17 protein-coding genes are annotated in these 22,664 nt (G+C 48.2%); 4 read left to right on the top strand and 13 right to left on the bottom strand.

The features are described 5' to 3' along the window. Nucleotides 1-290: 290 nt before the first annotated feature. From EL633_RS26945 to EL633_RS26885, 13 genes are all read right to left on the bottom strand, one after another. Nucleotides 291-2,642: a glycoside hydrolase gene (locus EL633_RS26945; RefSeq protein ID WP_161982478.1), complete on the bottom strand. Its 2,352-nt coding sequence runs from the start codon at nucleotides 2,640-2,642 to the stop codon at nucleotides 291-293. Nucleotides 2,643-2,828: 186 nt separating this feature from the next. Next, nucleotides 2,829-3,878 (bottom strand): LacI family DNA-binding transcriptional regulator, encoded by a 1,050-nt coding sequence (locus tag EL633_RS26940; protein ID WP_161982477.1) that lies wholly within the window; start codon nucleotides 3,876-3,878, stop codon nucleotides 2,829-2,831. 107 nt (nucleotides 3,879-3,985) lie between these two features. Then, complete coding sequence (locus EL633_RS26935) at nucleotides 3,986-5,890, bottom strand: serine/threonine-protein kinase (protein WP_126630364.1); 1,905 nt, start codon at nucleotides 5,888-5,890, stop codon at nucleotides 3,986-3,988. 331 nt (nucleotides 5,891-6,221) lie between these two features. Next, a complete protein-coding gene (locus tag EL633_RS26930) occupies nucleotides 6,222-6,446 on the bottom strand; it encodes a KOW domain-containing RNA-binding protein (RefSeq protein WP_126630363.1) in 225 nt (74 codons plus the stop codon). Nucleotides 6,447-6,462: 16 nt separating this feature from the next. After that, nucleotides 6,463-7,197, bottom strand: a complete 735-nt coding sequence (locus tag EL633_RS26925; protein WP_126630362.1) for a hypothetical protein — start codon at nucleotides 7,195-7,197, stop codon at nucleotides 6,463-6,465. An 8-nt stretch (nucleotides 7,198-7,205) separates the two neighbouring features. Continuing rightward, complete coding sequence (locus EL633_RS26920; protein WP_126630361.1) at nucleotides 7,206-7,406, bottom strand: hypothetical protein; 201 nt, start codon at nucleotides 7,404-7,406, stop codon at nucleotides 7,206-7,208. Between the two features lie 5 nt (nucleotides 7,407-7,411). Beyond that, nucleotides 7,412-7,882, bottom strand: coding sequence for a pentapeptide repeat-containing protein (locus EL633_RS26915; RefSeq protein ID WP_126630360.1), 471 nt, complete (start codon nucleotides 7,880-7,882; stop codon nucleotides 7,412-7,414). Nucleotides 7,883-7,989: 107 nt separating this feature from the next. After that, entirely contained in the window at nucleotides 7,990-8,244 is a 255-nt protein-coding gene (locus tag EL633_RS26910) for a hypothetical protein (protein WP_126630359.1), read from the bottom strand. A gap of 397 nt (nucleotides 8,245-8,641) precedes the next feature. Then, nucleotides 8,642-8,875, bottom strand: a complete 234-nt coding sequence (locus EL633_RS26905) for a hypothetical protein (RefSeq protein WP_126630358.1) — start codon at nucleotides 8,873-8,875, stop codon at nucleotides 8,642-8,644. Between the two features lie 459 nt (nucleotides 8,876-9,334). Beyond that, nucleotides 9,335-10,771: a TIGR02679 domain-containing protein gene (locus tag EL633_RS26900; protein ID WP_126630357.1), complete on the bottom strand. Its 1,437-nt coding sequence runs from the start codon at nucleotides 10,769-10,771 to the stop codon at nucleotides 9,335-9,337. Further along, a complete protein-coding gene (locus EL633_RS26895) occupies nucleotides 10,768-15,156 on the bottom strand; it encodes an SbcC/MukB-like Walker B domain-containing protein (RefSeq protein ID WP_126630356.1) in 4,389 nt (1,462 codons plus the stop codon). Before EL633_RS26895 ends, EL633_RS26900 begins: the two co-directional genes overlap by 4 nt. Next, nucleotides 15,153-16,559, bottom strand: a complete 1,407-nt coding sequence (locus EL633_RS26890) for a DUF2398 family protein (protein WP_126630355.1) — start codon at nucleotides 16,557-16,559, stop codon at nucleotides 15,153-15,155. Before EL633_RS26890 ends, EL633_RS26895 begins: the two co-directional genes overlap by 4 nt. Before the next feature lie 26 nt (nucleotides 16,560-16,585). Continuing rightward, on the bottom strand, nucleotides 16,586-18,193 hold the full coding sequence (locus EL633_RS26885; protein WP_161982476.1) for a TIGR02677 family protein: 1,608 nt from the start codon (nucleotides 18,191-18,193) through the stop codon (nucleotides 16,586-16,588). A gap of 553 nt (nucleotides 18,194-18,746) precedes the next feature. On the opposite strand from EL633_RS26885, the gene EL633_RS26880 reads away from it, so the two are divergent. The 4 genes from EL633_RS26880 to EL633_RS26865 all read left to right on the top strand — a co-directional run bounded on the left by EL633_RS26880 (nucleotide 18,747) and on the right by EL633_RS26865 (nucleotide 21,780). Continuing rightward, nucleotides 18,747-19,424 (top strand): hypothetical protein, encoded by a 678-nt coding sequence (locus tag EL633_RS26880; protein WP_126630353.1) that lies wholly within the window; start codon nucleotides 18,747-18,749, stop codon nucleotides 19,422-19,424. 162 nt (nucleotides 19,425-19,586) lie between these two features. Then, nucleotides 19,587-19,982 (top strand): PPOX class F420-dependent oxidoreductase, encoded by a 396-nt coding sequence (locus EL633_RS26875; protein ID WP_126630352.1) that lies wholly within the window; start codon nucleotides 19,587-19,589, stop codon nucleotides 19,980-19,982. A 186-nt stretch (nucleotides 19,983-20,168) separates the two neighbouring features. After that, the gene (locus tag EL633_RS26870; RefSeq protein ID WP_126630351.1) at nucleotides 20,169-21,221 is read left to right on the top strand and encodes an ABC transporter substrate-binding protein; all 1,053 of its coding nucleotides are present in this window, start codon (nucleotides 20,169-20,171) and stop codon (nucleotides 21,219-21,221) included. A 148-nt stretch (nucleotides 21,222-21,369) separates the two neighbouring features. Then, complete coding sequence (locus EL633_RS26865; RefSeq protein WP_126630350.1) at nucleotides 21,370-21,780, top strand: nitroreductase family deazaflavin-dependent oxidoreductase; 411 nt, start codon at nucleotides 21,370-21,372, stop codon at nucleotides 21,778-21,780. Nucleotides 21,781-22,664 lie beyond the last annotated feature (884 nt).

The following is a 22,664-nucleotide window of genomic DNA, read 5'->3' as shown; positions in this document are numbered from 1 at the left end:
TTCCACACGGCACCGTGTATAGTAGCCATTTCTGACAGAACATTCAAGTGTATAAATAAAAAGCTGCTACTATTTTATAATATGGCATGTCTGCACACAATGTTATTTTATAGATCATTGTCTATTTTCAGCGAGGGCAATGGAAATTTGTATATACAGGAAAGCAGGCAAGATATGTTCAGAAACGCAAAGGAATTGAATGAGTGTTGACATGTAAATAAAAGCATGGCTATACATGGATCCTATGCCAGTGTATAGCCATGCTTAGCAAGTAGGTGAGTTTTACTGTACTATGTTAAGCTGACATCATCAAGGGTGGCCCAGCCGGCGATGGCATGCGCATAATACCATATTTTAATACTCTGCCCGGCGTTAGCTGTGAATGAGGTGGTATATTGTTGATAACCAACATTACCAGCCACTTCAATATTTTTTACCTGCGTTCCATTGACATCCACCCCAAGTTGTACATTGCCGGTATTATTGGCGGCATAGGCAGTCAACGTATAGGTACGTGACGTGGGGGCGGTAATCGTCTGGGCCATACCAACATCACTAGAGGAGGTTGGATGCAGATAGGCATCATGGCTGCCACTATGTGGATAATTTGTTTCGATCCCGGCTAGATTAGCATGTACCTCACCAATCCAGGGAGAGAGATTGCCGGACTCAAAGCCTGGATTGGCCAGGAGCGTGGTTGCAGTCGTGGTCGCGGCATCGATCTCGACCCGATCGAGCGCTGGCCAGACATTGCTACTCTGAGGATTCTTACGACCCGTCACCGTAACATTCAATGTATGGGTGCCAGACGAAAGCGCAGGACTCTCCCACATGAGTTGATTCCCGGCGCGACGTGCCGCGTAAAAATCAACTTCTCTGGCTGGTCCATTATCGATAGAGACTGTTGCGATCCCCTCATTGTTATCCTTGACACCAAAAAGTCGGATCCGTGAGCCATTAAACTGCACACTGGCCGTAGCGCCAGCCGTACCGTTCCAACTGTTACTCCCATTATAGAGTCCAGATTGGTCATTCCCACAGCCATCACCACAATGGCCCCAGCCTGCGGAATAGTTAAACTGGTTGAGTCCGCTCCCCTGGGTGGCATCATCGACCTGCGTAACCGCTCCGGTGCCTGTGTAGTTGACACCATGGATCACAAAGGTCGTAATTGATTGAGCGGGCAATGTACTGGTAAAGGTATTATTCGTGATACCAACATTGGCTATCTGAGCTAGATTCTGATTGCTTGTCGTCTGATAGGGCGTTGCCGATCCACCCACACTACTAAAGTTTGACAGATTATAGGTAACATTGGTGCTGCCTGTTCCATCATTTGTGGTCACCAGGACCAGTGTCTGGCTGCCTGCATCATACGCGCTAAACGTATTCCCATCACTATTGCCGATCATCTTATAGCCGGGTCGCACAAACTTGCTATAATTGCCCAGTGCATAGTAGCGTGATGGATAGGTAATGTTGCCGCTGCTATCAGTACTGGCCAGGCCCCACAGATCATTATCGCTGCCACCATTGCCAGATCCGCTCGCATTGGCATAATTATCAGCAGCCTGCCAGATAACCCAGGACGCTGGATGCAGATGCTGCTCATCGGTAAGAATTTCATGGGATAAGGTCAGGCCTGCCGCGATTGGACTGCTCTGCGCGCCGGTACCCCATTCGGACATCCACAGGCGCTTATTGCCGTTCTGTCCAATAGTGTTATACGCATAATCGCGATCACCGGTGCTTCCACCATAGGTATGCGTGTTGTACTGTATTATCGCTGCCTTTGCGTTCGCATCGTAGGAATCATAGTCGTTATTCGATGCATTTACCGCTGTATCATCCGGAGCGGAAATCTGTGAATATGCCGACACGCCAGTCTGATCAAGTTTGGCTGCCAGTTTATTTACAATCGTATTCTGCGTTCCGGTGGATATATTCGAGCCTTCTTGATCCCCATTAAAGTTCCAGTATCCTGGTGTGGGTTCATTAAACGCTGCCAGCGTCTGTAAGGGTAAGCCCCAGGTATCATGAAAATGCTGCGCGATCGTCGCCATATAGCTGGTATAATCATCATAATGGCTACTACTCAAGTTCTCGCTATTTCCATTTGCGCCAGAAGTACAACTATTCGTTGTCATCCAGGCAGGAGGAGAATTCACAAAACCTTCAAAGACATTCGCGCCCCGGTCCTGAGCCGCCTGTAGCACCCAACGCTGATTTGCATCTTGCGTCCAATCATAGGCGCCAGCGGTCGGTTCGTAGGTAGGAATATTGGTGTAGACGCCGGCCTTCCCATTCGCAATCGCATTGTGGCAGACATTACCAGGCCCGTCGGCCCCAAAGTTGTAGCGCAACACATTTAGTCCGATCCCTGTATTTGGATCAAATAACTTATCGGCCAGCGGTACCCGTTGACTATCACTCAAGCTACCTGCCCAATTGGCCCACCAGGCCATGCTACTTCCCCAGCCTTGAATGGTCTGATACTGCTGTGCTGGATCAACACTGATACTATAGTCTGCTTGCGCCTTCTGTGACGTATGCAGAAACATGGATAGTCCCGCAGTGACAAGCGCAGCAAGTGCGATCATACGCACCCCCAGATGGATCCGTTTTCCATAATGACGAAACATTGTCATCTTCTCCTTCGTACATCGGTACAAGATTACGCCTACTCGGACACTCAAACGAAAATATCATCCCCCCGACACCTCATTTCATTAGAGGCCCCCACAACTTGAAAATACCTGGTATAGGGGATCGATCCCCTATACCAGGTATACCATCTTCATCTTTTATTGTCAATAGTTGCCAGGGAGTTATTTAAGTGAACTACCCATATGGATGGATCTCGCATATGGTGCTGCTGTGGTTTGGCGCACAACTAACTCAACCGGTAATGTGATCGTCGCAAAGCTCTCTATTTCAGCGTTGATCAGCGCGAAGAGATGCTGAGTAGCTGTTTTGCCGATCTCGGTGGGAGATTGATGGATCGTTGTTAGTGGCGGTTCGACAATTGTTGGTAGCGCGATATCATCAAATCCGATCAATGACAGATCGGCTGGAATAAGCAGATCATGATTGTGGGCATAATACATCGCGCCAGCCGCCATCCTATCATTCATACAGAAAAGTGCGCTTGGTCGCTGCTCTCTCTCCAATAGCTGCTGCGCAACCTGATAGCCACTCCCGACATTAAAGTCACCATAGCCAATCAGCGCTGGATCAAGTTGAATCCCCCATTCAGCCATTGCCTCACGCGCACCCTGTAGCCGCTCATCGACCGCTACCACGAAATTCGCGGGTCCACTGATAATACCAATGTTGCGGTGTCCTAACTCCAGCAGATGTGCTAGTGCCAGATAACCGCCCAGACGATCGTTGGAATGAACACTATTGATCTGCTTAAGATCCTCACGATATCCTGCTGAGACGCGTGGAATCCCCAGTTCATCCAAAATTGTATCATCGATACCACCTGCATGGGATTCCAGTGTCACCACACCATCCACGTAGCCAGTTCGTAAGAAGCGATCATAGACGCCGCGCTTATCTGTCGGCTTAGGCATAAAGAGGAGCACACTATAATCATAGTCGCTGGCAGTACTTTCCACGCCCAGCACAATGTCCAGGATAAAAGGATCGTGAAATAAATGTTCAGCATGATAGGGGACGATCAAGCCAATGACATAGGTACGCTTCCCCTTGAGTCCACGTGCCGCCAGATTTGGCGAATATTGTAACTGCTCCATGGCCTCGAGTACGCGCTTTTTCGTTTCTTCGCTTACATAGGGGGTATTGGATACGACTTTAGAGACCGTGGTTTTAGAGACCTTTGCCAGGCGTGCGACATCATAAATGGTAGCCATGCAGCATTTCATCCTTTCAAGGATACAGACGTGTGGGGGCTTAGGTTATTTAGATAGTCATTGATTAAAGGTTATGTATAGACGCTGCTTCACCCTGTATTGATGACTCAAGGAGCAAGCCATAAATGGACCCGGCTATCGTCTCCGCCAGTAGCAATATATGTACCGTCTGGTGACCAGGCCATGGCGCGAACGGGCGCGCTATTGGAGAATGCCAGGAGTTTGAGGTTGGTTGTCGTATCCCATACCTCTACCATTGTATCCTCACCGGCATAGGCGAAACGCCTACCATCAGGTGACCAGGTAACGACCGAGATCGCTGTGGCATAGCGATAGCTGAGTACTTCCTGACTTGTACTCGTGTCCCACATCTGTACCATGCCATCAATCCTTCCACAGGCGACACGTGAGCTTTTATAGATCTGCGAGTTCAGGCCTGGACTGGAGAAGGAGGCATAGACGCCTGGTGACCAGGCTGTACTCAAAATCTGGGCTGGCGGACCAGGATAGGTGGCAATCGTTCTGCCCGTGAACGCCTCCCATGTTTGCAGCGTTGTATCATTCCCGCCAGAAACAATATGATAGCCATGTCCGTGGAACGCTGGTGGTCCATTGGGAGTCCATGCCAGCGTATTCACACTGGCACGATGTCCCTGGTAGACGGTGAGCAATTTACCCGTAATCGCATCCCACACATGTACCGTTCCGTTGCTGCCAGCGGTAGCCACAACATTCTGGATTGGCGACCAGGCCAACGCGTTAATCTTATGCCCCTGGTGGCCAGCATAAGTCATGCGAAAGCTATTTGTGGCTATCTCCCAGACATGTACCTGTTCATCGCTACCAACGCTGGCAATACGTAAACCATCAGCTGACCAGGCGACCAGACGTGCACTTTCAGAAGGATCTTGAATGCTCTTCTCTGTTTGTGTGGTCTGCGCATTCCACACCTGAAGAGACTTTTCGCCACTGGTGGAAGCAATGTGTGTACCATCAGGCGACCAGGATAAAGAAAGGATGCCTTGTTGATGACCATTGTAGCTAGAGACAAGGGTACCAGGTGCCCGAGACTTCATGATAGATACTTCATTGCGCACCGGTGTGGCTATATTTTTTGCCATTGGAGTTACTGGAGGCAGTAAATGAGCTGGCGTTTCAACCGGAACCGTGGCTCGTTCAACCATTTCTGTGGTGGTGCCTGCAAGTTTGCTGGCCTGTTCAAGTGCGATCGCAAAGGCCCGCACGCTGGCAAAGCGCCGTTTATAATCTTTCTCTAACGCTGTAAGCACGACCTGTTCAACCGCTGGATGCAGGGATGGTATCTTCTCACGTAGCGGTGTTGGTGTCACACCAAGATGCTGGGCGATAGTTTCCGTCATTGAGCCATTAAAGGGTCGATAGCCCGTCAGCCACTCATAAGCGATAATGCCCAATGAATATTGATCACTGGCCGTACGAGGCTGTCCCTGTATCTGTTCAGGAGCCATATAAGGAAGGGTACCAGCTACATCCTGAACACGTTGTGATTGAACTGTTTGCATGATCAGCGCGATCCCAAAATCACTCAGGAGAATCTCATTGCGCCTGCCAAGTAAAATATTTTCAGGCTTGACGTCCCGATGAACCAACTTCTCATCGTGCGCATATTGCAATGCCTCAGCCACCTGTTTCATGTATGCGACCACCAGTGGCAATGGCAGAGGCGTCCCATTTGGATGGCGTTGGCGTAGCGTCCCATTAGGCGCGTAATCCAGTACCAGAAATGGTGTCGTTCCCTCAACGCCAAAATCTAGCACACGCACGATATTGGGATGAACCAGACGAGCAATATTACGGGCCTCAACATAAAACCAGTTCATTGGATCGTCTGCCGCTTGCATCTTAAGAACCTTGATCGCTGCCTGCGTACCAAGATAAATATGTTCTCCCAGATAGACCTCGGCAAAGGCCCCTTCTCCTAATAGGCGTGTAAGCTGATAATTGCCCATTTGTTTTTTGCTGTAAGATGCCATATCCAAACTCTCATGAGGAATAAACGCTATCCCTCTTCTCCTGTTCAGCTGTTCTCTATAATGTTTTTACGTTTGTATGGAAGTTTTTTTGTTTGTCAATCGTGATAAGGGGCTGCTGGCTTGAGTAGTTGACTGACTTCTCTTCAAAGGCATGCGCTTCAATCGTGTGAGCGGCATTCACGATTACCTTTTAATAGCATATCATACGGAGAGGAGATCAAGTGGCTTTCACTCATGAGGAATAGTGCCAGGCAATAAAAAAGAGTGCTTTCTTAGAAGCACTCTGAACAGGCCAATCCCGAGCTACGACTTTCTCGGAAGAAATTTTGTATTACGCCTGTTTTCCAGCCCCACCCGCTTTCAGCTCTTGCTGAACAAAATCGATGTAGGAATCCTTATCGCAGTAGGCTGAAAAGACTCTGGTCTCCTCTGTGGTATCCATGACCACATAGACTACGCCACCATCGGTCGCGTTAACACTCCCTTGTTCGCCTGTTTGCTTGATCCGTACGCGGTCACCTTCTTGAAAGTAGGTTCCTTCTTGTGTTGTTTCCATCTGGATATGTTCCTTCTTACTTCATTACTTTTACTGGATAGCCTGGTTCATTCATGCGAGGGCCAAAAAACTCGATACGATAACGACCGCTTGACGTTGTCACCTCGCAATAATAGCAGAATTCTGGTAAGGATACCTTTCCATCTTGCTGGAGCGCAGGCATCGTTTGAAATCCTTGGACCGCTTCATCCGCGCTTGCATATTCCTCGACATGTCCATCCGCGGCAATGATCGTGTAATGTAAGCTGGCAGGAAATTGGATGAAGGGTTTTAGAAAGGTCGTATGACTATTTTCAGCAAAAATATTTTCAATCGTGCTGGAGAACCAGGCTTCCCAGGATGAATTTGCGAAGTTTCCATGGATGCTATCAAGGTAGTAGAGCCCATAACTGATGCCTGAGGCTTCATCTGGCAACTGAGGGGTTGAACTATAGATAATAGCACGCATGTTTTTGTTGGAACTCCACATGGTATTGTTTCCATATGCGTGATTCCATGTATGTTCGCTATAGAGCAGAAGCGGATTCCCCTGTTCATAGTGCTGGCGTGCTTCTTGTCGTGAGAGTTCTTTCCAGGCAGATATTGGAATATAGGTGCTGGTAATATTTCTAAAGGCTTCGGTAAGATGAGGCACGGAGAGCTCTGTGCCATCGGACAATTTGGCGTGATAGGTTCTTTCTATCAACCATTGTTCGGCCAGCGTATTCGTATAAGGGACGGTCTGTCCCTCTGGCCTCGTTTGGGTATTCATAATGCTACCTACCCGTTCTCGATCAGTTTGCTATCAGGCAAACTTTTGTGTTCCTCATTGAAAGTGTTGACATATAAGTATGCGTCATGACGAACATCAAACGATTTGACCAGTCGATCATTTGCAGAAGGATCCTGGTCTGCGGCAGCACGCTCACGGACCAGAAAGATTTGAGGTGATAAGCATTGGACGTAGTAACGATTTTCCATGAAAGTTAAACCTTAACTGTTTCTACTGCAGGTGGTGTAATGGTAACATCTGGTTTATCGAATAAAGCATGATCAAAAATGGTACGAGCGATATTTGCTCCGGTCAGGTCGGCGCCACGCAGGTCCGCATTGCTAAGATCGGCCCCATGCATATTTGCTCCACAAAAGCGTGCCTGGAAGGCGTCGACGCCATGCATCATCGCTTTTTCAAGATTGGCACCGCTTAGATTCGCGCCCTCTAAATTTGTGTGCCGCAGGTCCGTCTCTCGCAGATCCGCATCTCGTAGATCCGCATATTGGAGATTTGCTTCAGTGAGATCAACACCGTGGAAATCGATACCACGCAGATCAGCGTTGCGTAGATCTGCCTCATGGAGATTCGGCTCGAGTGCCTGGACATCATAATGGTCACGACGCCATGTATTCCAGGTCTTGTTTCCAGCTGCCAGCAGCTCAATATGTTTTTTTAAGGCCATTGTATATTTCTCTCTCTCTGTAGGGCAAGGTCCATCCACAAATTTTCTGTTTTATGTATGAAGCACAGGGCATTTCACTATTCCTGTTATGCAATGTTCTTGCCCGTTTATTTTCGTTTATGCATGCTCTCAAGGAAGATCTGTTTATATCGTGTCCAATTGTTTTTCCCGACTCTCAACATATCTTTCAATAGAAACAGTTCAGCCTGGGGCAGATCCTCTTCAGCCTGATAACAAAGTTTACCGGCTTCCCGTTCCTTGACGATACGGAGAGCTTGCGTCACTTTTTCAGGTCCTTCAAGACGCTTTAGCTGATCAATGGCCTCAATGAAGATTTCTCTGGTCTGGGTAAACGTTTTCATTGTTGTTTCTTTTCCAGTACCACCTGGTACTATCAGATTTTTGCGTGAAAAGATGAAATGCCATAACAGACAAGCTGTTTAAGCAATTACTGATCTGGAAGAAGTAGTTGCAATGTGTAGGGTATGTGGCGGTACTTCTAAGAGAGAAGAGCAGTAAGCGCTAGCTGATAAGGGAAGGCTGGTTCATAAAAGTCTTATGAGACACTTTAATTATACACTATTTTTTGGAAAAATACAATATTAGTAAACATGCAAATAAGCAAATACATTATTTATGAAAAAACTCAGTCTTCCGCCGTTGAGATAAGGATCGGCAAGACCATCTTGCACCTTCCGGTTTCTCCAAGCGTATATTATTAAATATCATGCGGGGAATGTTCGTTTTGTTTATGCCGGACTAGAGGACTTGCCGATAGCGTTGTAATCTTTCCCAGGTGCGTTGGATGGGGGTAAGGCCATCAGGTTGTTCAGGTTGTAAACTGCCACGTGTGATTAAGGCAAAGCAGTTATCCTGGTGATATCTTTCGCGCTGAATATTATTGGGGAATATATCTTGTATGTAATGATATCCTTGATCTTGCGTGCGTCCAATCCATATTCCTTCGGTCTGGTCAAGTGTTGGTAAGGTCATGTGATTCCTCATTTCTGTTGAAGCTGTTTTATTTGAATGCTTCTATCTTTCCAGCTCTATGTGCTGGCCTTTCTCTGGCACAGTATGCCTATGGAGTTTACCAGAAGAGATAGGAACGAAAATTTGCATATGGTGCGCTTTGTGCTAGAAAGATTGATCTTTAGAAGTACACAGAGGGACATCACTTTTTTAGGAGGACGTGCTTTATCAAAATGTATGATATCTATATTGATACAAAATCACAAGATGAGAGAGCATACATGTGTATTTCTTTAAGGTATAGTAATTATACACGATTTATTTGATAAATACAAAGTATAGAGATGCAAAAGAAGAAATGCTTGAAAAAAGCATAATCTTTTGATTATGTGGCTCTCCGTCCTTCGGGGAAGGTGGTGGGGGAGGATTGCGAGGACACCCCGCTTTCCCCCTCAAAGACATAGAGCCGATTATGTCACTTCAATTTTCCATGTTTTCGCGAATGTCCATCAGGAGTAGTTGTGTAATGCCTTCCTGGTAGGCGCGCTGTTTTCTCTCTTGCATGATTGTTGTTAATGGTGTAAAGATTTCAGGGAGTGTCTGGAGGGCTGCAATGTCGCTGGCGTCAAGCTCTGCTGCTTGCATATGGAGGGCGCTGATATAGGAGGCTGGATCAAAGCGCCAGAGATAGCTGCGTCCAGGATAGCGTGTGAGGATATGGGAAGCGATGCGTAATCCTTGAAGATCGAAATCGCCACTATAATACAGGTTTGTGTCTGGTGAGGAAGCAGTAAGGAGACTGAGCAGGCGTATAACCGCGATACTGGGCCAGCCAGAGGTACAGATCAAGGTTGGGACCGGTGGGCTGTGATCCGCGAACAAGCTCACATTGGTGGGTGCTAAACTCTCTACAATCTCTTCAAATACCTGTGGATTTTCAAACAGATAAATCTTTTTCGTGGTTGCGTGCAGCCTTCTCCAATCGAGTAGCTGATGGAGGGAGAGGGTCAGGAGACGTTTACCTGCATATTGGACCAGGGCATCCGCATGCCCTGTATGATCCTCTGCATAGGCCAGATTGAAGACAGTGACAGTGGATGAAATGGTGTCTAATAGTAAGCCCGCTTCATAATAGACAAGCAGGCGTTGCTGTTGTTGCTCCGAAATTTCTCTTCCCATACGATGAGTGGTAAGATCATCATTTTCTAAGCTTGCATCAGCACGGTTGGACGCCTCACTTCTCTGTGTCAGATCCAGTAATGCCCGAAAAAAGATCCGTCCGGCGGCTGTATTGCTATCAAAATAATGGGGATTTCCGGTGATACGTTGCGCAAACAGAGCCAACCGCTCGACGTTTGGGGGTACTGGAAGATGATTGAGGGCCTGCGCAATTGTGCGTACCTGAATAAGGAGCCCTTCCTGCACGACTGCTGTTTCGTTTTTATAGCGCCTGAAAAGTTCATCTCGACCATATACACCCTGGAATAGCCAGGCATATCCACGGGACGCCACTGGAAGGGTAGCTCCAATCGCTGATAGGCTGTCATAGAACTGTTGCTGGGAATGCGCCTGTTGCTCGCGTTGCTGTGGGCGTGTGGTATGTGAGCGGCTGGGAAAAAGGGATATCAATAGCGTGGGGAGGTCGCAGGCAAATCCACTTTCGTCAAGTGCTTGCTGAAAATCGCGCAGACGGATAGTGAACGTGCCATCGCTCGGCAACTTCTTCTTGAGAAACCTGGCTATCTCTCGCTGCTCATCATTGCTACAGTCGCGTAGCACAATCTGGCCTGCAATACGTCCTTGTGTTATGTACTTCGTATATAACGCTTCAACAAGACGAGACCAGACAGGTTGTGCGAAGAAAGCCACGGCTTTTTGTACGAATGGATTGTCCGAGTTTTGTGGCTGCTGCTTCATGACTTACTGATCTCATCCAGCGATGTATCGGTACTCCAGAAGGAAGCAAATCCTGTGGCTAACTCTTGTTCTTTCTGACAGAACATGGTGTATTTGACACAGGCTGGTATCTCAGTTGCTTCGCCCGTCACACGAGGTCCGGTCATGATCCATTGGAAGTTTTGTGAGCCAAGGAACTTAAGTAATTTCCTGGTATTCTCGACACTTACCTTGTCGAATGCTTCATCTAGTGCGATCAAGCGTGGAGCGCCTTTGCCGGCGCTCTCATAGAGTGCCGAGAGCGCCGCGAAGAACGGCACATACAGAGTGACATATTGTTCTGCGCCACTGCCTTTTTTGAAGAAGCGGTTGGTCAGGTGTTGTTGTGAGCCATCATTCCTGGTGATATAGATCTCAAATTGAAACCAGGTACGATAATCAAAAATTTGCGCCAGCGCTTCCGCAAACGTGGCTTCAGTGGTCACATGTTTTTGTGCCTGTAATGCATTGATCTCCTGGCGGAAAGCATACACCAGGGCATCAATCTCCTCTTGCTTAAACGTTTGTGCCTGTCGACGCAAAAGATCATGATAATGGGCCAGTGCATTGCCTGGCTGGTCGCGTTCTTGCGCTTTATAGACCCACTTCAAATGATAATATTCTCCTACCAGAGGACTCTGGCCGAGGACTGCATTCATTCTTTCAACCCATTTTTCTGCATCGGTGATATGTTTGCCGACCGTGTCAGCCATCTCTTCTAGCAGAAAGTTTTGGAACAGCTCTCGCTCTCTGACCGCCAGCAACTGGTCCTGGTAACGTATCTCTTCACCCAGCCGGCTAAGTAGCTCATAGGCATTGGCCTGATCTGCATTGGCAAAGCGAATGATACCCTGGTCATCGACCTGAGGACTATATTCATGGAGCCGATTAATAACTTCACTATAGACCCGGTATAGCTCGCTCTGAACCGTATGCTCATGTTTCTGTAGCTCGTTTCTACGAGCCAGATAGACCTCTTCCTGTGATCCTAGTGGCTCGATAAGAAACTCCTGGGCTGCCTCGAAACCAGTGGTTGCCTCTATTTGTTGGTCTGTATGGGCCAGCATCTCGACCGGATATGCATGGAGCAGATAGAGGAAGTGTTCATATGCATCATTACAGCGTTGCTGGTTAATTGTGCGCACTTCCTGTGCTTTGGTGTATTCCGCGCTGCTATTTTCCAGATTACTTTCGGCCCGGGTGCGCTGTTCGCGTAGCTTTTGTAGTTCGTCTGGCAGTTCGCTATGGCGAGTTTGGAGCTCATGAAGCTGTGAGAGCAAGCCATCCAGGCCCCCCTGCTCGGTTTCGCGTAACATCCTCTCCAGCATCTCTAACTCGGCTTTGGATTGGGTAAGGACCTGTTCAGCCTTGCGTCTGGCGACTTCGGCCCGCATCTCGGCGTTTTTCACCTGGCCAAGTTGCTGCGCGGCCCGCTTATAGCCCTGCCATGTCGCAATCAGTCGTTCGCCATAGCTGTTCAGCGTTTTGTGTTCACTGGCCAGTTTGTTGGTCGCCTCATAGGCTCTTTCAACCTTGTCCGCCTCATAGGCAAAGACAAACACCTCGGCTGTCTCGCGCTGCAAGCGTGTCTTGAGGGTCGTTATCTGTTGACGAATATCCTGAGATTCATTGTGTACTTGTTGATAGCGAGCCTCAGCTTTTTGCAGCGCAACCAGGATACCCTGGAGGGTTGTGGCATGAAATTCAATCTTACTTTCTTTGAAAATAGTTCCTAACTGCTCATGTAAATCTGCCTGGCGCAGCTGTTGTTGTTCTAATACTTCAATCTGACTGCTGATCTTTTGCAGTTCGTTCTCAAATACTTCAACCTGCTGAGCAAGTAATAATTGTTGGGTTTGCTGTTCACGTAGACGTGTTGCCTTGCCAATACAACGGGCCGAACCGGCGCCCGCTATTCCTGTGAGCAGACCATGGCGCCAGGAAACGGATTGTTCGGAGGATGGATTCTGGGCCAACGCTGGATAGATATGCTGTTCAAGGAGAGACAGTAACGGACCAATGATCTCTTGCCAGTTATTGTTACGTGTGGCCGGGTCTTCTTGCAGCGCTGGATCAAGTTGTAGCAGTCTGGTTGTTGTGTGTGCTGAATTTTGCTGTTGATCATGTGTGATGCGCTGAATATCCAGGTAACAATCGCTGAGGCCTTCGGCGGCCAGGATAGCATCTGCGGCTGTGGCATCATCGGTGGGTACAACCAGTGCATCCAGGAGTCCCGCGTCCTCAAGCAGATATTCAATACTTCCGGCCTGTGCTGATTGGCTATCAATTGCTGCTGTGAAGTCGATCAGCATATAGAGCGGGAACGCAGTAATATTCTGTGCAGCCAGAGACGCCCGCGCTTTTTGACGATGTTCTGAACGATATGGGGTATACTCTGGTTCCTGCAACTTCAGCTCATAGGCTATACGTGCCTGTCTGAGTTCCTGGTTCTTTTCACCCTGGCGTTGCCGTGTCGTGTCAAGTTCCTGTTGAATCTGCCGTCGCGATTTTTTTAGTGCCTCGATAATTGATGTAATAATGCTCTCATATTCGCGCAACACTTCACCTAGCCGATCAACCATTTCCTGTGGTGGCAGGGCCGCATTCCAATCTTCAGCGGCTCTTTCATGGAGCTGAGTAAAATGTTGATCGTACGCACTATCCTCGAGGAGACCATCGAGCCTATCGGCCAGTTCCTGTTGCACCGCGACCAAGGTGTCGCGCTCAGCATCGAACTGTCTGTTCGCCTGATCGAGCGTATCATATGCCTGTGATTCTTGCTGTTGTGCCGCTTGTAGTCTGGTTTGTGTCTGCTCTATCGTACGATGCAGTTGTCGCAATCTCCCCAACCAGTCCAGGCGTTCTTGAAGTGAAACAGCGAGCAGGGACGAGATATGCGTCTGGATGTCAGGAGTTGATGCTTCCAGCGAGAAACTCTTTAATTGATTGATTGTTGCACTCAACTGTTCGCTTGCTAACTGCCAGTGTGCTTCTTGATCTGCCATGGTACGCATGGTGACCAATAATTGCTCCGTCTGCTGCTGCATTCGAGCAAACGCTGTGCCCTGGGTTTTGATATCTTGCTCGACCTGTTCTCTATTGGTTGTTGCATCGGTAAGGATCAGACCTTTCTCCTCAAAATCTTTGGTATAGGCAATGGTCTGTTCCTGTAAATGACCAAGTTGTTGCGCCGCCTGTAGACCTTCACTACCCTCTAACGCCGAGATTTTTCCAGCTACCTCGACCTGTGTGCGCTCTAAGTCGTGGAGTTGTCTCTGATAACGCTCCAACTCATTTTCGGCGCGTGTAATATTGCGTTTAAGCCGTGTCACATCATTATTGGCCGCGTTTGCGAGCAACTGCGTATGCACATACTCACAGGCTGCAATGCGGGTTCTGGCTACGGCCACCACCTGTTGCGCCAGGTGGAGTTTTTCAACGGCGTTATAGGCTTTCTTACGCTGCTCAATTTCCTCCTGTAAGGATTCCATTAATTCCAGGGTTGTCGCTGCATGTTGAACGAGATCGGCAGGTATCGACGGGAGTGATTGATCAAGGAACGTACGCACGGATTCCAATGAGAGGACGCTATTGAGATTGGGTTGGCGTAAGTACAGGAGTTGTCTGATCAGACGCCGGAAATCGTTGACGCTGGCAAAGTTGAATAGATATTGAGAGACCTTCTGTTCATATTCATGCTGTGATTCAAAGACCTGTCCATGTTCGGCCAGGGTCTTCTTAAATGTCTTGAGGTCACAGGCGCGCTGGCTATCTTTGCCTGTGATGATGGTAGGAATATCATATTCCAGTCGCTTGCCATCGGTAATTATGAAGCGCAGGGCGCTGATCGGATTGGCGTTGTTTCTATTGCCGTGGAAGGCGATACCAATGGTCAGAAAATTGGCCTGCTGGTACTCGCCACGTTCCCAAAGGGCCCGTAGCTCTGACGCAAAGGGTGGTTGAGTCATGTCGCACCATTCAAATTCCAGGCCAATATAGGTGGTGCGTGAATCGCGTGTAAAGGGTGTATTTGATTCGTTGCTGCCCAGAATATAATAGTCGATGCGCTTCTCACGTTTGCCAAAGGTATCAATACGCTCAGGATGGTAGTCGCCGTCAAGGGCAAGGGTAATCGCGGCGGTGAGCACCGTAGATTTACCCGAGCGATTATCGCCAGCCAGGAAGAGTCGTCCATGTGGGATCTCAAATTCTTGATGGTCATAAAGCCAGAAATTGGTTAAAATAATACGTCTGAGCCGATAGCCAGGTGGGCCGCCAGCAACCTGTTGGAGCAGTTCAGTCTGGGTATGTGCTGCTGAAGTACCTGACTCATCCCATAACGTTGGTGCCTCGATGCGATAGGTCATTGTTGCTCCTTCTGTGCGTGCTGGCCATTCCCTGTTTCATACTGATCAATAGACTCAAGCGATAATTGTGGGGCCGGCGTTGTTTTGCGGCTGCGTGTGCGTGTGCTCTTACGCACCTCCGGCGGTTCTTGCGTGTAACTGACATTATATCTTGCCGCCGTTGGCATGATCAACATATTTCCTTCTTCATCTGGACCACGCAGGAGCCCTAACTGGCGCATCCGCTGGTACATTTCTGTCAGTAATTCTTTTGCCTCGATATTCTGGATGGTGGCACCCCAATAGTTGCCGAAACGTTGACGCAGATCACTGAAGAGCGGATTAATATCCCAGTGTGTTACATGTAGGCAACCATACGCGTCCGGTGTCCAGTTATGCTGTTCAACCTGATTGCGAAACAGGCTACAGAGAAGCAAGATCATCTGATCATAGGCTCCATTGACGGTAAGGCCGGGTCCGGCGCCGATTGAGAGACTACCCCCGCGCACAATACAGGCATAGTCACTATTGAGTTCTAAGAGCCATCCCAGCGCATCGGCCAATTCATTACTGACCTGTTCGGAGTTGGTCTTGAGTGCGTGAAAAGCGTCTGGATCATCATAGCGAAAGAGGGCAGGACCCAGCAAGAGGGTGCGCCAGGCACGAAAGAGTGGAGGGATCGCCTGTGCCAATGCTGGTACGCGACCAGCCGTCGTCAGTTGACGGTTCTCCCTGAGGAGTTCTGTAATGGCCGCTACCCGTTCTTCATGAAGTGCCTCGACCAATGAATGGGTGATCGGCGTAAACTCATAGAGCGCTTCATTTTCCGCTTGCTCGCTATCTTCCAACCATTTCTTCACCTCGCCCTCCAGTATGCGCAATCCTCCCAGGTTCGTTAGATAGTCAAGGGCACGCCACATACTATAGCGATCCTGCTGATTACGAAAATCCAGCGCCGTTCCTTCTACTGTCTCGGACTGTTTCTGGAGCTCGTCTGCCAGTTGGGATAGAAGAAACTGCTGATTTCTGCCACCACCAGCGAGATAGCGTTTTTCTGCGAACCACAGGAGCCAGGTTAAGCACACAAAATCACGCGCCTTTTTTAGTTTATCATCCAGGAAGACCGGTGTCACCGTATGGAGATGACGTTCAAGGCGAAAGAAGGTCGCACCACGCTGGATACGCCAGCCAGTATGCTGTTCATGCCATTGTTCCAGGAAAGCAATATGTGTCCTTACCAGGCGAAAAATCTCAACATTTGCCTGGAGTGAGACCACTACATTGTCTAAAAGCGCGGCATGTGCTCTGGACACATTGCGGGCGGTATACGAGGGTAAGGAAGCACTGGCGAAGTTGTGTGAACTGTCTTCATCTTCCCAGAGCGGATAATCTTGCTCTTCAAACATACTCTGTGGATTTTCCATAACATCATCCCGATCCTCTCCAGATATTAAGATAGGCGACTGGCCGGTAACTGGCGTCGCAAGCGATAACGAGGGACAAGCAGGACGCCATCTTGCGAATGTAGCGAAATATAGGCTTGCTCATCGCGGTTAAGCAGGGTTACCAGTGAACCGTCCGGTAACGAATACTCTAGTGCTGGACTACACAGGCAACCGTCGATCACCTCCGTAATGGCGGCCCTTTCCTCAGGGGCTATTGTCTTGATCGTACCCAGATCAAGGAGCTCCGTCTGGAAGATATGAGCAAAGCGCTGTTGCTGAAGCTTATTTTGCGTATCATGTGTCAATTTCAGGTGATAGAGCGCCTCTGTATTAGAGCGCATTGGCTGCTCCGCAACACGTTCAACGTTCCCCTTGTAGATTGGACGCAACGAACGAGTTACCGCTGCTGTTTCATTCCATGGCTTGCGTTCATTGCGTCTATCGGTCACTTCAGGAGAACCAGTCAATCCTTCAGGAAGATGGATTGGTGTACTACTGGCGAAGGCGCTCGCATACAATTGTTGCGCTACCTGCAGGTCGTCAGTCTGCATAAACTGGCCGGCCAGGCCATGGAGCATCGTCACATAATCAGTATGAGGGCGCATCGATGAAGCCAGGGCATGGGCCCGTTGAACGACTTTTTCCACCGCATCTCGGGCCGCTTTAAGAAACATGGCCACATTGCTCTCGCGGATAAACCATTCTTCAAAGGCTTCAATCTGTTGCTGCACATCTTCTCGCCATCTGTCAGGATTCTCCGCCAGACTCTGTATTGGTGGAGGCGTTGAGGTGATAATCGCCAGAAGACGTTCTTTTTTCTCTGTATCTACCCATGTCAGGAGCAAGCTACGCACTGCATTACTATGTTGCACGAGCTGTTGGGCAAAGCTCTGAATATAATTGACAACAATATTCTTATAGGACAGGTAAGAGGCCATATTCACAGCCTGTTGGGCGCTTTGATTCATACTACCCAGATATTGTGCCGCATCGTTCACGACTTTTTCCCAGGCCGTAAATGCCTGTCGCCACTGCTCTGCAATCTCCTGACGGCGTTCAGGTGTATAAGAACTTTGATCATCATTCAACCAGCGGTCAACGGTCTGCAGTGCCTGCCAGAGCAAAGGTAGATCGCCCTGATATAAACCACCTTCACTGGCACCCACATGGGCATGGCTGGCCAGAAATCCTTCAATCTCCAATGCCTCGGGGCTGGCCTGATAGCGTAAAATCGGTGAGCGAAAATCCGCAATCGTCGTCACCCGGCTCGTATCATAGAGCGTGGTGAGATTTCCCCATTTCACCAGACGATCAAGATCCCCTTTGCATGCATCCAGATGATACTCCATCTTTGTATCATCCCGAACCGCCTCCACGACATCCTCAGCGGTAAGCTGGTAACGATATTTACGGCTACTCTGAAAAAAGGTGCGCATGATGGAGCGGTACCAATCTGTCCGGTCTGAGATTGGCGTGAGGTAGTTGAAGAGCAGAATTGTACCAAATGGCTGAAACGTTGTCACGGATGCAGCTACATTACCTTGGTGCGGGTTAGCACTCTCCACATACTCCTCCCGGGTAAGAAGAGCTTCATGGGCATCTAACGAGGTCAATAAAATCTTCCTTTGTAGCTCAAACTCAACGATATATAAAGAGTAGCCAAAGATACGTCTGGGCTCGATTATGTACAGTATTATAGCATATCGAAGAAGAATAGTCTTTTTGCGTACTGTAACCACAGGGCTTTTTCATGTTCTCCTAGAGATCGCAGGGAGATCACTAGCAAGCGATCAGATGGACATTATTTCAGGTGTGGTGTATGGTGCGCGGCTGCAGTCGCGCACCATACACCACACCCCCAACCCGGCGACGCAGGCGCAAAAAAGGAATATGAAAAAGCCCTGCTGTAAACAGGTGAATTGAGCTTAAACAAAGGTGTTCAAATTGAGTCCGACTGAAAAAATTTGTAGCCCGGAAAAATATTCAGAGTCAACTACTTAATACAATCTTACCTCTGCCGATTAACTAATATTGGGAACTGAAGTAGAGCTAACTGGAATACGAATTCTTTTTCAATTCCTGGATCTGCTTATAACTCATTTCCTCTATGAAGAATAGTCATAGAAATTGCTTTACATCTCATGTAGAAGAAAGAGGAAAATTTCAATGAACCAGACCAATGAAAAAAATCAGAAATCGAAGTTTCTGTCAATTGGGAAAAATCAGACTGCTATTGCTGCCTTGATCCTTGGTGGTGCACTGGCTATTGGCGTCCCTGGTCCAATTACCCATGCCCATGGACAGCCAAATCGCCATAATAATAGAACCACTATCCACAATAATAATAATAATAATAATAGCAATGCCAATGCTAATATTGATGATGAGAATGGCCACAACGGTAATCATTCCGATAGTGGTTGGAGTGGCTGGAATGGTGGAAGTGGCTTATGGGAACTGGGCCGTATTCGTCAGATTAATGTTAACAATAATACCAGCTGTGAGGGTCGTGATGGTAACGACGATAACAGCGATGACAACTGTGATGATAATGGTGATAACAATGGGGGCGGTTGGAATAGCGGCTGGAACGGCCTGTTTAATAATGACAATAATGGTGGTCACCAGCGCAGCCAGATCAACATCAACAATAACCGTACCCATGAGCGGGAGAATAATGATAACGAAGGTGATAGCTCTGATAGTGGCAGTGGTAGCGGTAGCGACCATCACCACAACCAGAACCGCCATCGCATTCGCGTAAACAATAATAACAATAATAACAATGGCAATGCTAACGCTAATGTCGAGGACGATAATAATCACCACAACAACGATAACTAAGCTGTGTTCTTTCAGGGCTTCGATAGTATTGCATGGAACGTTCCTATAAAACGCGACACTATTGAAGCCCTGAGTATGTCTGGCACAGAGAACCATTCACCAATTCGTGAAATATTCCTCATTCCTGATATCGTCGTCAGGAATGAGGAGAAGGATGTAGCTATGGCTGTAATTCCGGACAAATATAAAGATATCCTGAAGTCAAAGTCTGGTGCTCATGTGGCCACAATTGGACCACAGGGTGAGCCACAGAGTTCACCAGTCTGGTTCGAGTGGGATGGCCAACATATTCTCTTTAGCCTGACCAAAAAGCGCCAGAAACATCACAATCTGAAGCGTGATCCACGGATTGCACTGTCAATTACTGACCCTAAGCAGTTGGAACGCTATCTTGAGATTCGCGGTTCCGTTGAGCGTATTGATGAGGACCCTAAGCTGGATTTCATTAATTCTATGTCCAAGAAATATCTTGGCATAGATAAATATCCTTACCATCAGCCTGGCGATGAGCGTGTGGTGGTCGTCGTGAAGCCAGAGCATGCCACATATCAAGGGTAACATGCACTTGCTGGTAGCTGTCATTTTTTTCTGATGGCCAATGAACCTCTGCGCAATTGATTCTAGTATGCTTGCTGAAAGCGCTGTTTTGGACTTACAATAGAAGCAACCTTTTTTAAAGGACGAGTATTAACTTGCTCGTCCTTTTTCGACGCGTTTCTCCATGCAGAACGCAGAGAGGATGCCGTGACCAGACTCCGTGCAGCGCTTCTTACTCCTTTGACTGGCTCGTTGTCGCCATTTGGACAGGCCTGTGCCACTGGACTCACCCTGTGGGCTGAACATGCTGCACAGTTACCACCGCCATGGACGGGTGTAGATCTTGCAGTCTACGATATGGGACGTGACATCAATGCCAGTATGTATACAGTGCTTGCGACTGCTCCTGATGTCTTATTTGGTCCCTATGGGAGTAACACGATGCTTGCGACTGCGCGTGCTACCAGTCGTGTGATCTGGAATCATAGTGGCGCTACCTCTAAAATATCTCGTCCCGTGTTTCCGCACATCATCAATGTTCTCTCGCCCGCTTCAAGCTATTTTTCGACTGTTTTGCAAGCCATACGTGCCTCTGATCCTCAGGTAAGCACGATTTCTCTTCTGTATGCCAATACTGGTTTTGCTCGCGATGTTGCCAATGGAGCGATACGCGCTGCCATGGCCCTCAATTTTAAGCTGCACCTTGTATCCTTCGAGAGCTCCCAGGCAGCACCTGTCGCACCTTTAGTGCCCTCCGCGGATATTTTGTTGGTGGTGGGAAACTTTGCGGATGAACTGGCTGTGGCGCCAATTTTATTGCGACGCCTATGGCGGGCCGCCGCATTTGTTGGCGCGGGAGTTGAGGACGTACTTGCTCCACTTGGGGAACAGCGTGAAGGACTGCTTGGACCTGCGCAATGGCTAGCACGTGTGGCTCCAGAACCTGATGAGGGCCCCGATGCCACATGGTTTGTACACCACTATAAGGCCATGGCAGGTGTTGAACCACCGTATCCTGCGGCACAAGCATTTGCCGCAGGACTCCTCTATGCGCGTTGTCTGCGGGATAGCAATCATCATGATGATGTGACCCAACTGGCTGCCGCTAATCAACTTATGTGTAATACTCTCTATGGAGCCTTCAAGATTGATCCAGCCAGTGGTTTACAGATTGGTCATCAAGTGCTCGTCGTCCAATGGCAGCAGGGGGTGCGCCGGGTTGTATGGCCACCTGAACAAGCCGAGCGCCCGTTGATCTGATTATTGCCGCTTATTTGCATGTGCACCCCCTGAATGTGATACAGTTTAGATCTAATGTACTGTTCAGACGCCCCTATGCTCAGTTTGAAGGCGTAGTGGCTACCTGGCTTTTCAACAAAACGTAATTTACCTGATAGGAGATAAATGTATGAATGATTGGCAGAAACGCAACCAGCAGGTGATTGAAGACTTTCGTGCACATGCTGGCCATGTAGAAGGATGGTCTCCACTGGTCTTGATCACAATGAAAGGTGCAAAAACCGGACAGGAGCGTATTGTTCCATTGATGCGTGTGCAGGATGGCGATCGGGTACTGGCCGTTGCTTCTAAAGGGGGCAGTCCAAAGCATCCTGAATGGTATAACAATCTGGTGGCCAATCCTGACGTCACCGTTGAAAATGGTCACGATACATATCCTGCTACCGCCAGAATATTGACGGGTACTGAGCGTGAGAAAGCTTTTGAACTGGCGGCGAAAGTATTCCCGCCTTATGCCGAGTATCAGCAGAAAACATCACGTGAAATTCCTGTTTTCGCTATTGAGCGGACTGCTAAATAATAGCGCATAGTGTCTTGTTTTGGGGGAAGACCGGTACAGGTATCTGCCTTCCCCCAATGTTATTTAGCGCTATGTTCCTCCTCAAAAGAGTGGGTATGTGGAAAAATTGCACATGGCGTTATTTAAGCTAATATATACGTTGACACTTGCTTTGTCCGATTCAATAAACCCTTTGTGCTCTAATAGTTTTGCATGTGGTGTGGAATTGTGCGCAATGCGCACAATTCCACACCACATGCAAAAGAAGCATGCGCCCTTCAGGGCGCGAGTGCGGTTGACTGTACTCTCCACGCTGAGAGTGAGGAATCGGGCACTATTTCATATACTTATGATGTAAAGAAAATGTGCTTACAGATTCATAATGATGTGCTTGCATTGTTTTAAACCTGCGGGCCTTTTCTCCAATGCTTGTTGTGGCTTTGCTCTTTTTAGAGAAAATTGCGCGCTGTTTGACTAGACAGAAGTGACCTTTCTTAGCTATAATACAAGAACGATACATAAAAAAGGGAAATGTATCACATACTACCTGAATCTGAAGACCCCAAGCTAAGCGTAAATCGTATTATACTAGCATTTGCTTATGGCGTTGTCGAAGAAACTCAGACATAAAAATAGTCGATAGTGTCTCGATAATTTGCTAGTAAATCACTCATGTAGTAATGCAAGTAAAGCGTTCAGGGTAGTGAAGTATAAAATTGTTAGATGTAAATGTAGCTAACGTATGCAATTTCTGGAGGATTACGATGAACTCTGTTACAACAAACACCTTAACGAAAACCCTCAATGCCCTGGGTCCATTATACACACTCCGTTTTCTACTTGCTCTAACCGGAAAAGACGCAGCCCCGCTTTTTTGGGCATAACGATGATACCCGAATCGCAAC

The organism is Dictyobacter alpinus (genome assembly GCF_003967575.1).
Taxonomy (GTDB): domain Bacteria; phylum Chloroflexota; class Ktedonobacteria; order Ktedonobacterales; family Ktedonobacteraceae; genus Dictyobacter; species Dictyobacter alpinus.
The sequence above is the reverse complement of the archived record's forward strand: the minus strand, read 5'-3'. Positions and strand labels throughout refer to the sequence as shown.

Bases quoted from the DNA above. Each gene is read 5' to 3' on its own strand.
- EL633_RS26905 (WP_126630358.1), bottom strand. From the start codon at position 8,875: ATGACCTTACCAACACTTGACCAGACCGAAGGAATATGGATTGGACGC.
- EL633_RS26880 (WP_126630353.1), top strand. From the start codon at position 18,747: ATGAACCAGACCAATGAAAAAAATCAGAAATCGAAGTTTCTGTCAATT.
- EL633_RS26925 (WP_126630362.1), bottom strand. From the start codon at position 7,197: ATGAATACCCAAACGAGGCCAGAGGGACAGACCGTCCCTTATACGAAT.
- EL633_RS26920 (WP_126630361.1), bottom strand. From the start codon at position 7,406: ATGGAAAATCGTTACTACGTCCAATGCTTATCACCTCAAATCTTTCTG.
- EL633_RS26935 (WP_126630364.1), bottom strand. From the start codon at position 5,890: ATGGCATCTTACAGCAAAAAACAAATGGGCAATTATCAGCTTACACGC.
- EL633_RS26915 (WP_126630360.1), bottom strand. From the start codon at position 7,882: ATGGCCTTAAAAAAACATATTGAGCTGCTGGCAGCTGGAAACAAGACC.
- EL633_RS26895 (WP_126630356.1), bottom strand. From the start codon at position 15,156: ATGACCTATCGCATCGAGGCACCAACGTTATGGGATGAGTCAGGTACT.
- EL633_RS26865 (WP_126630350.1), top strand. From the start codon at position 21,370: ATGAATGATTGGCAGAAACGCAACCAGCAGGTGATTGAAGACTTTCGT.
- EL633_RS26875 (WP_126630352.1), top strand. From the start codon at position 19,587: ATGGCTGTAATTCCGGACAAATATAAAGATATCCTGAAGTCAAAGTCT.
- EL633_RS26945 (WP_161982478.1), bottom strand. From the start codon at position 2,642: ATGTTTCGTCATTATGGAAAACGGATCCATCTGGGGGTGCGTATGATC.
- EL633_RS26890 (WP_126630355.1), bottom strand. From the start codon at position 16,559: ATGGAAAATCCACAGAGTATGTTTGAAGAGCAAGATTATCCGCTCTGG.
- EL633_RS26910 (WP_126630359.1), bottom strand. From the start codon at position 8,244: ATGAAAACGTTTACCCAGACCAGAGAAATCTTCATTGAGGCCATTGAT.
- EL633_RS26900 (WP_126630357.1), bottom strand. From the start codon at position 10,771: ATGAAGCAGCAGCCACAAAACTCGGACAATCCATTCGTACAAAAAGCC.
- EL633_RS26930 (WP_126630363.1), bottom strand. From the start codon at position 6,446: ATGGAAACAACACAAGAAGGAACCTACTTTCAAGAAGGTGACCGCGTA.
- EL633_RS26940 (WP_161982477.1), bottom strand. From the start codon at position 3,878: ATGGCTACCATTTATGATGTCGCACGCCTGGCAAAGGTCTCTAAAACC.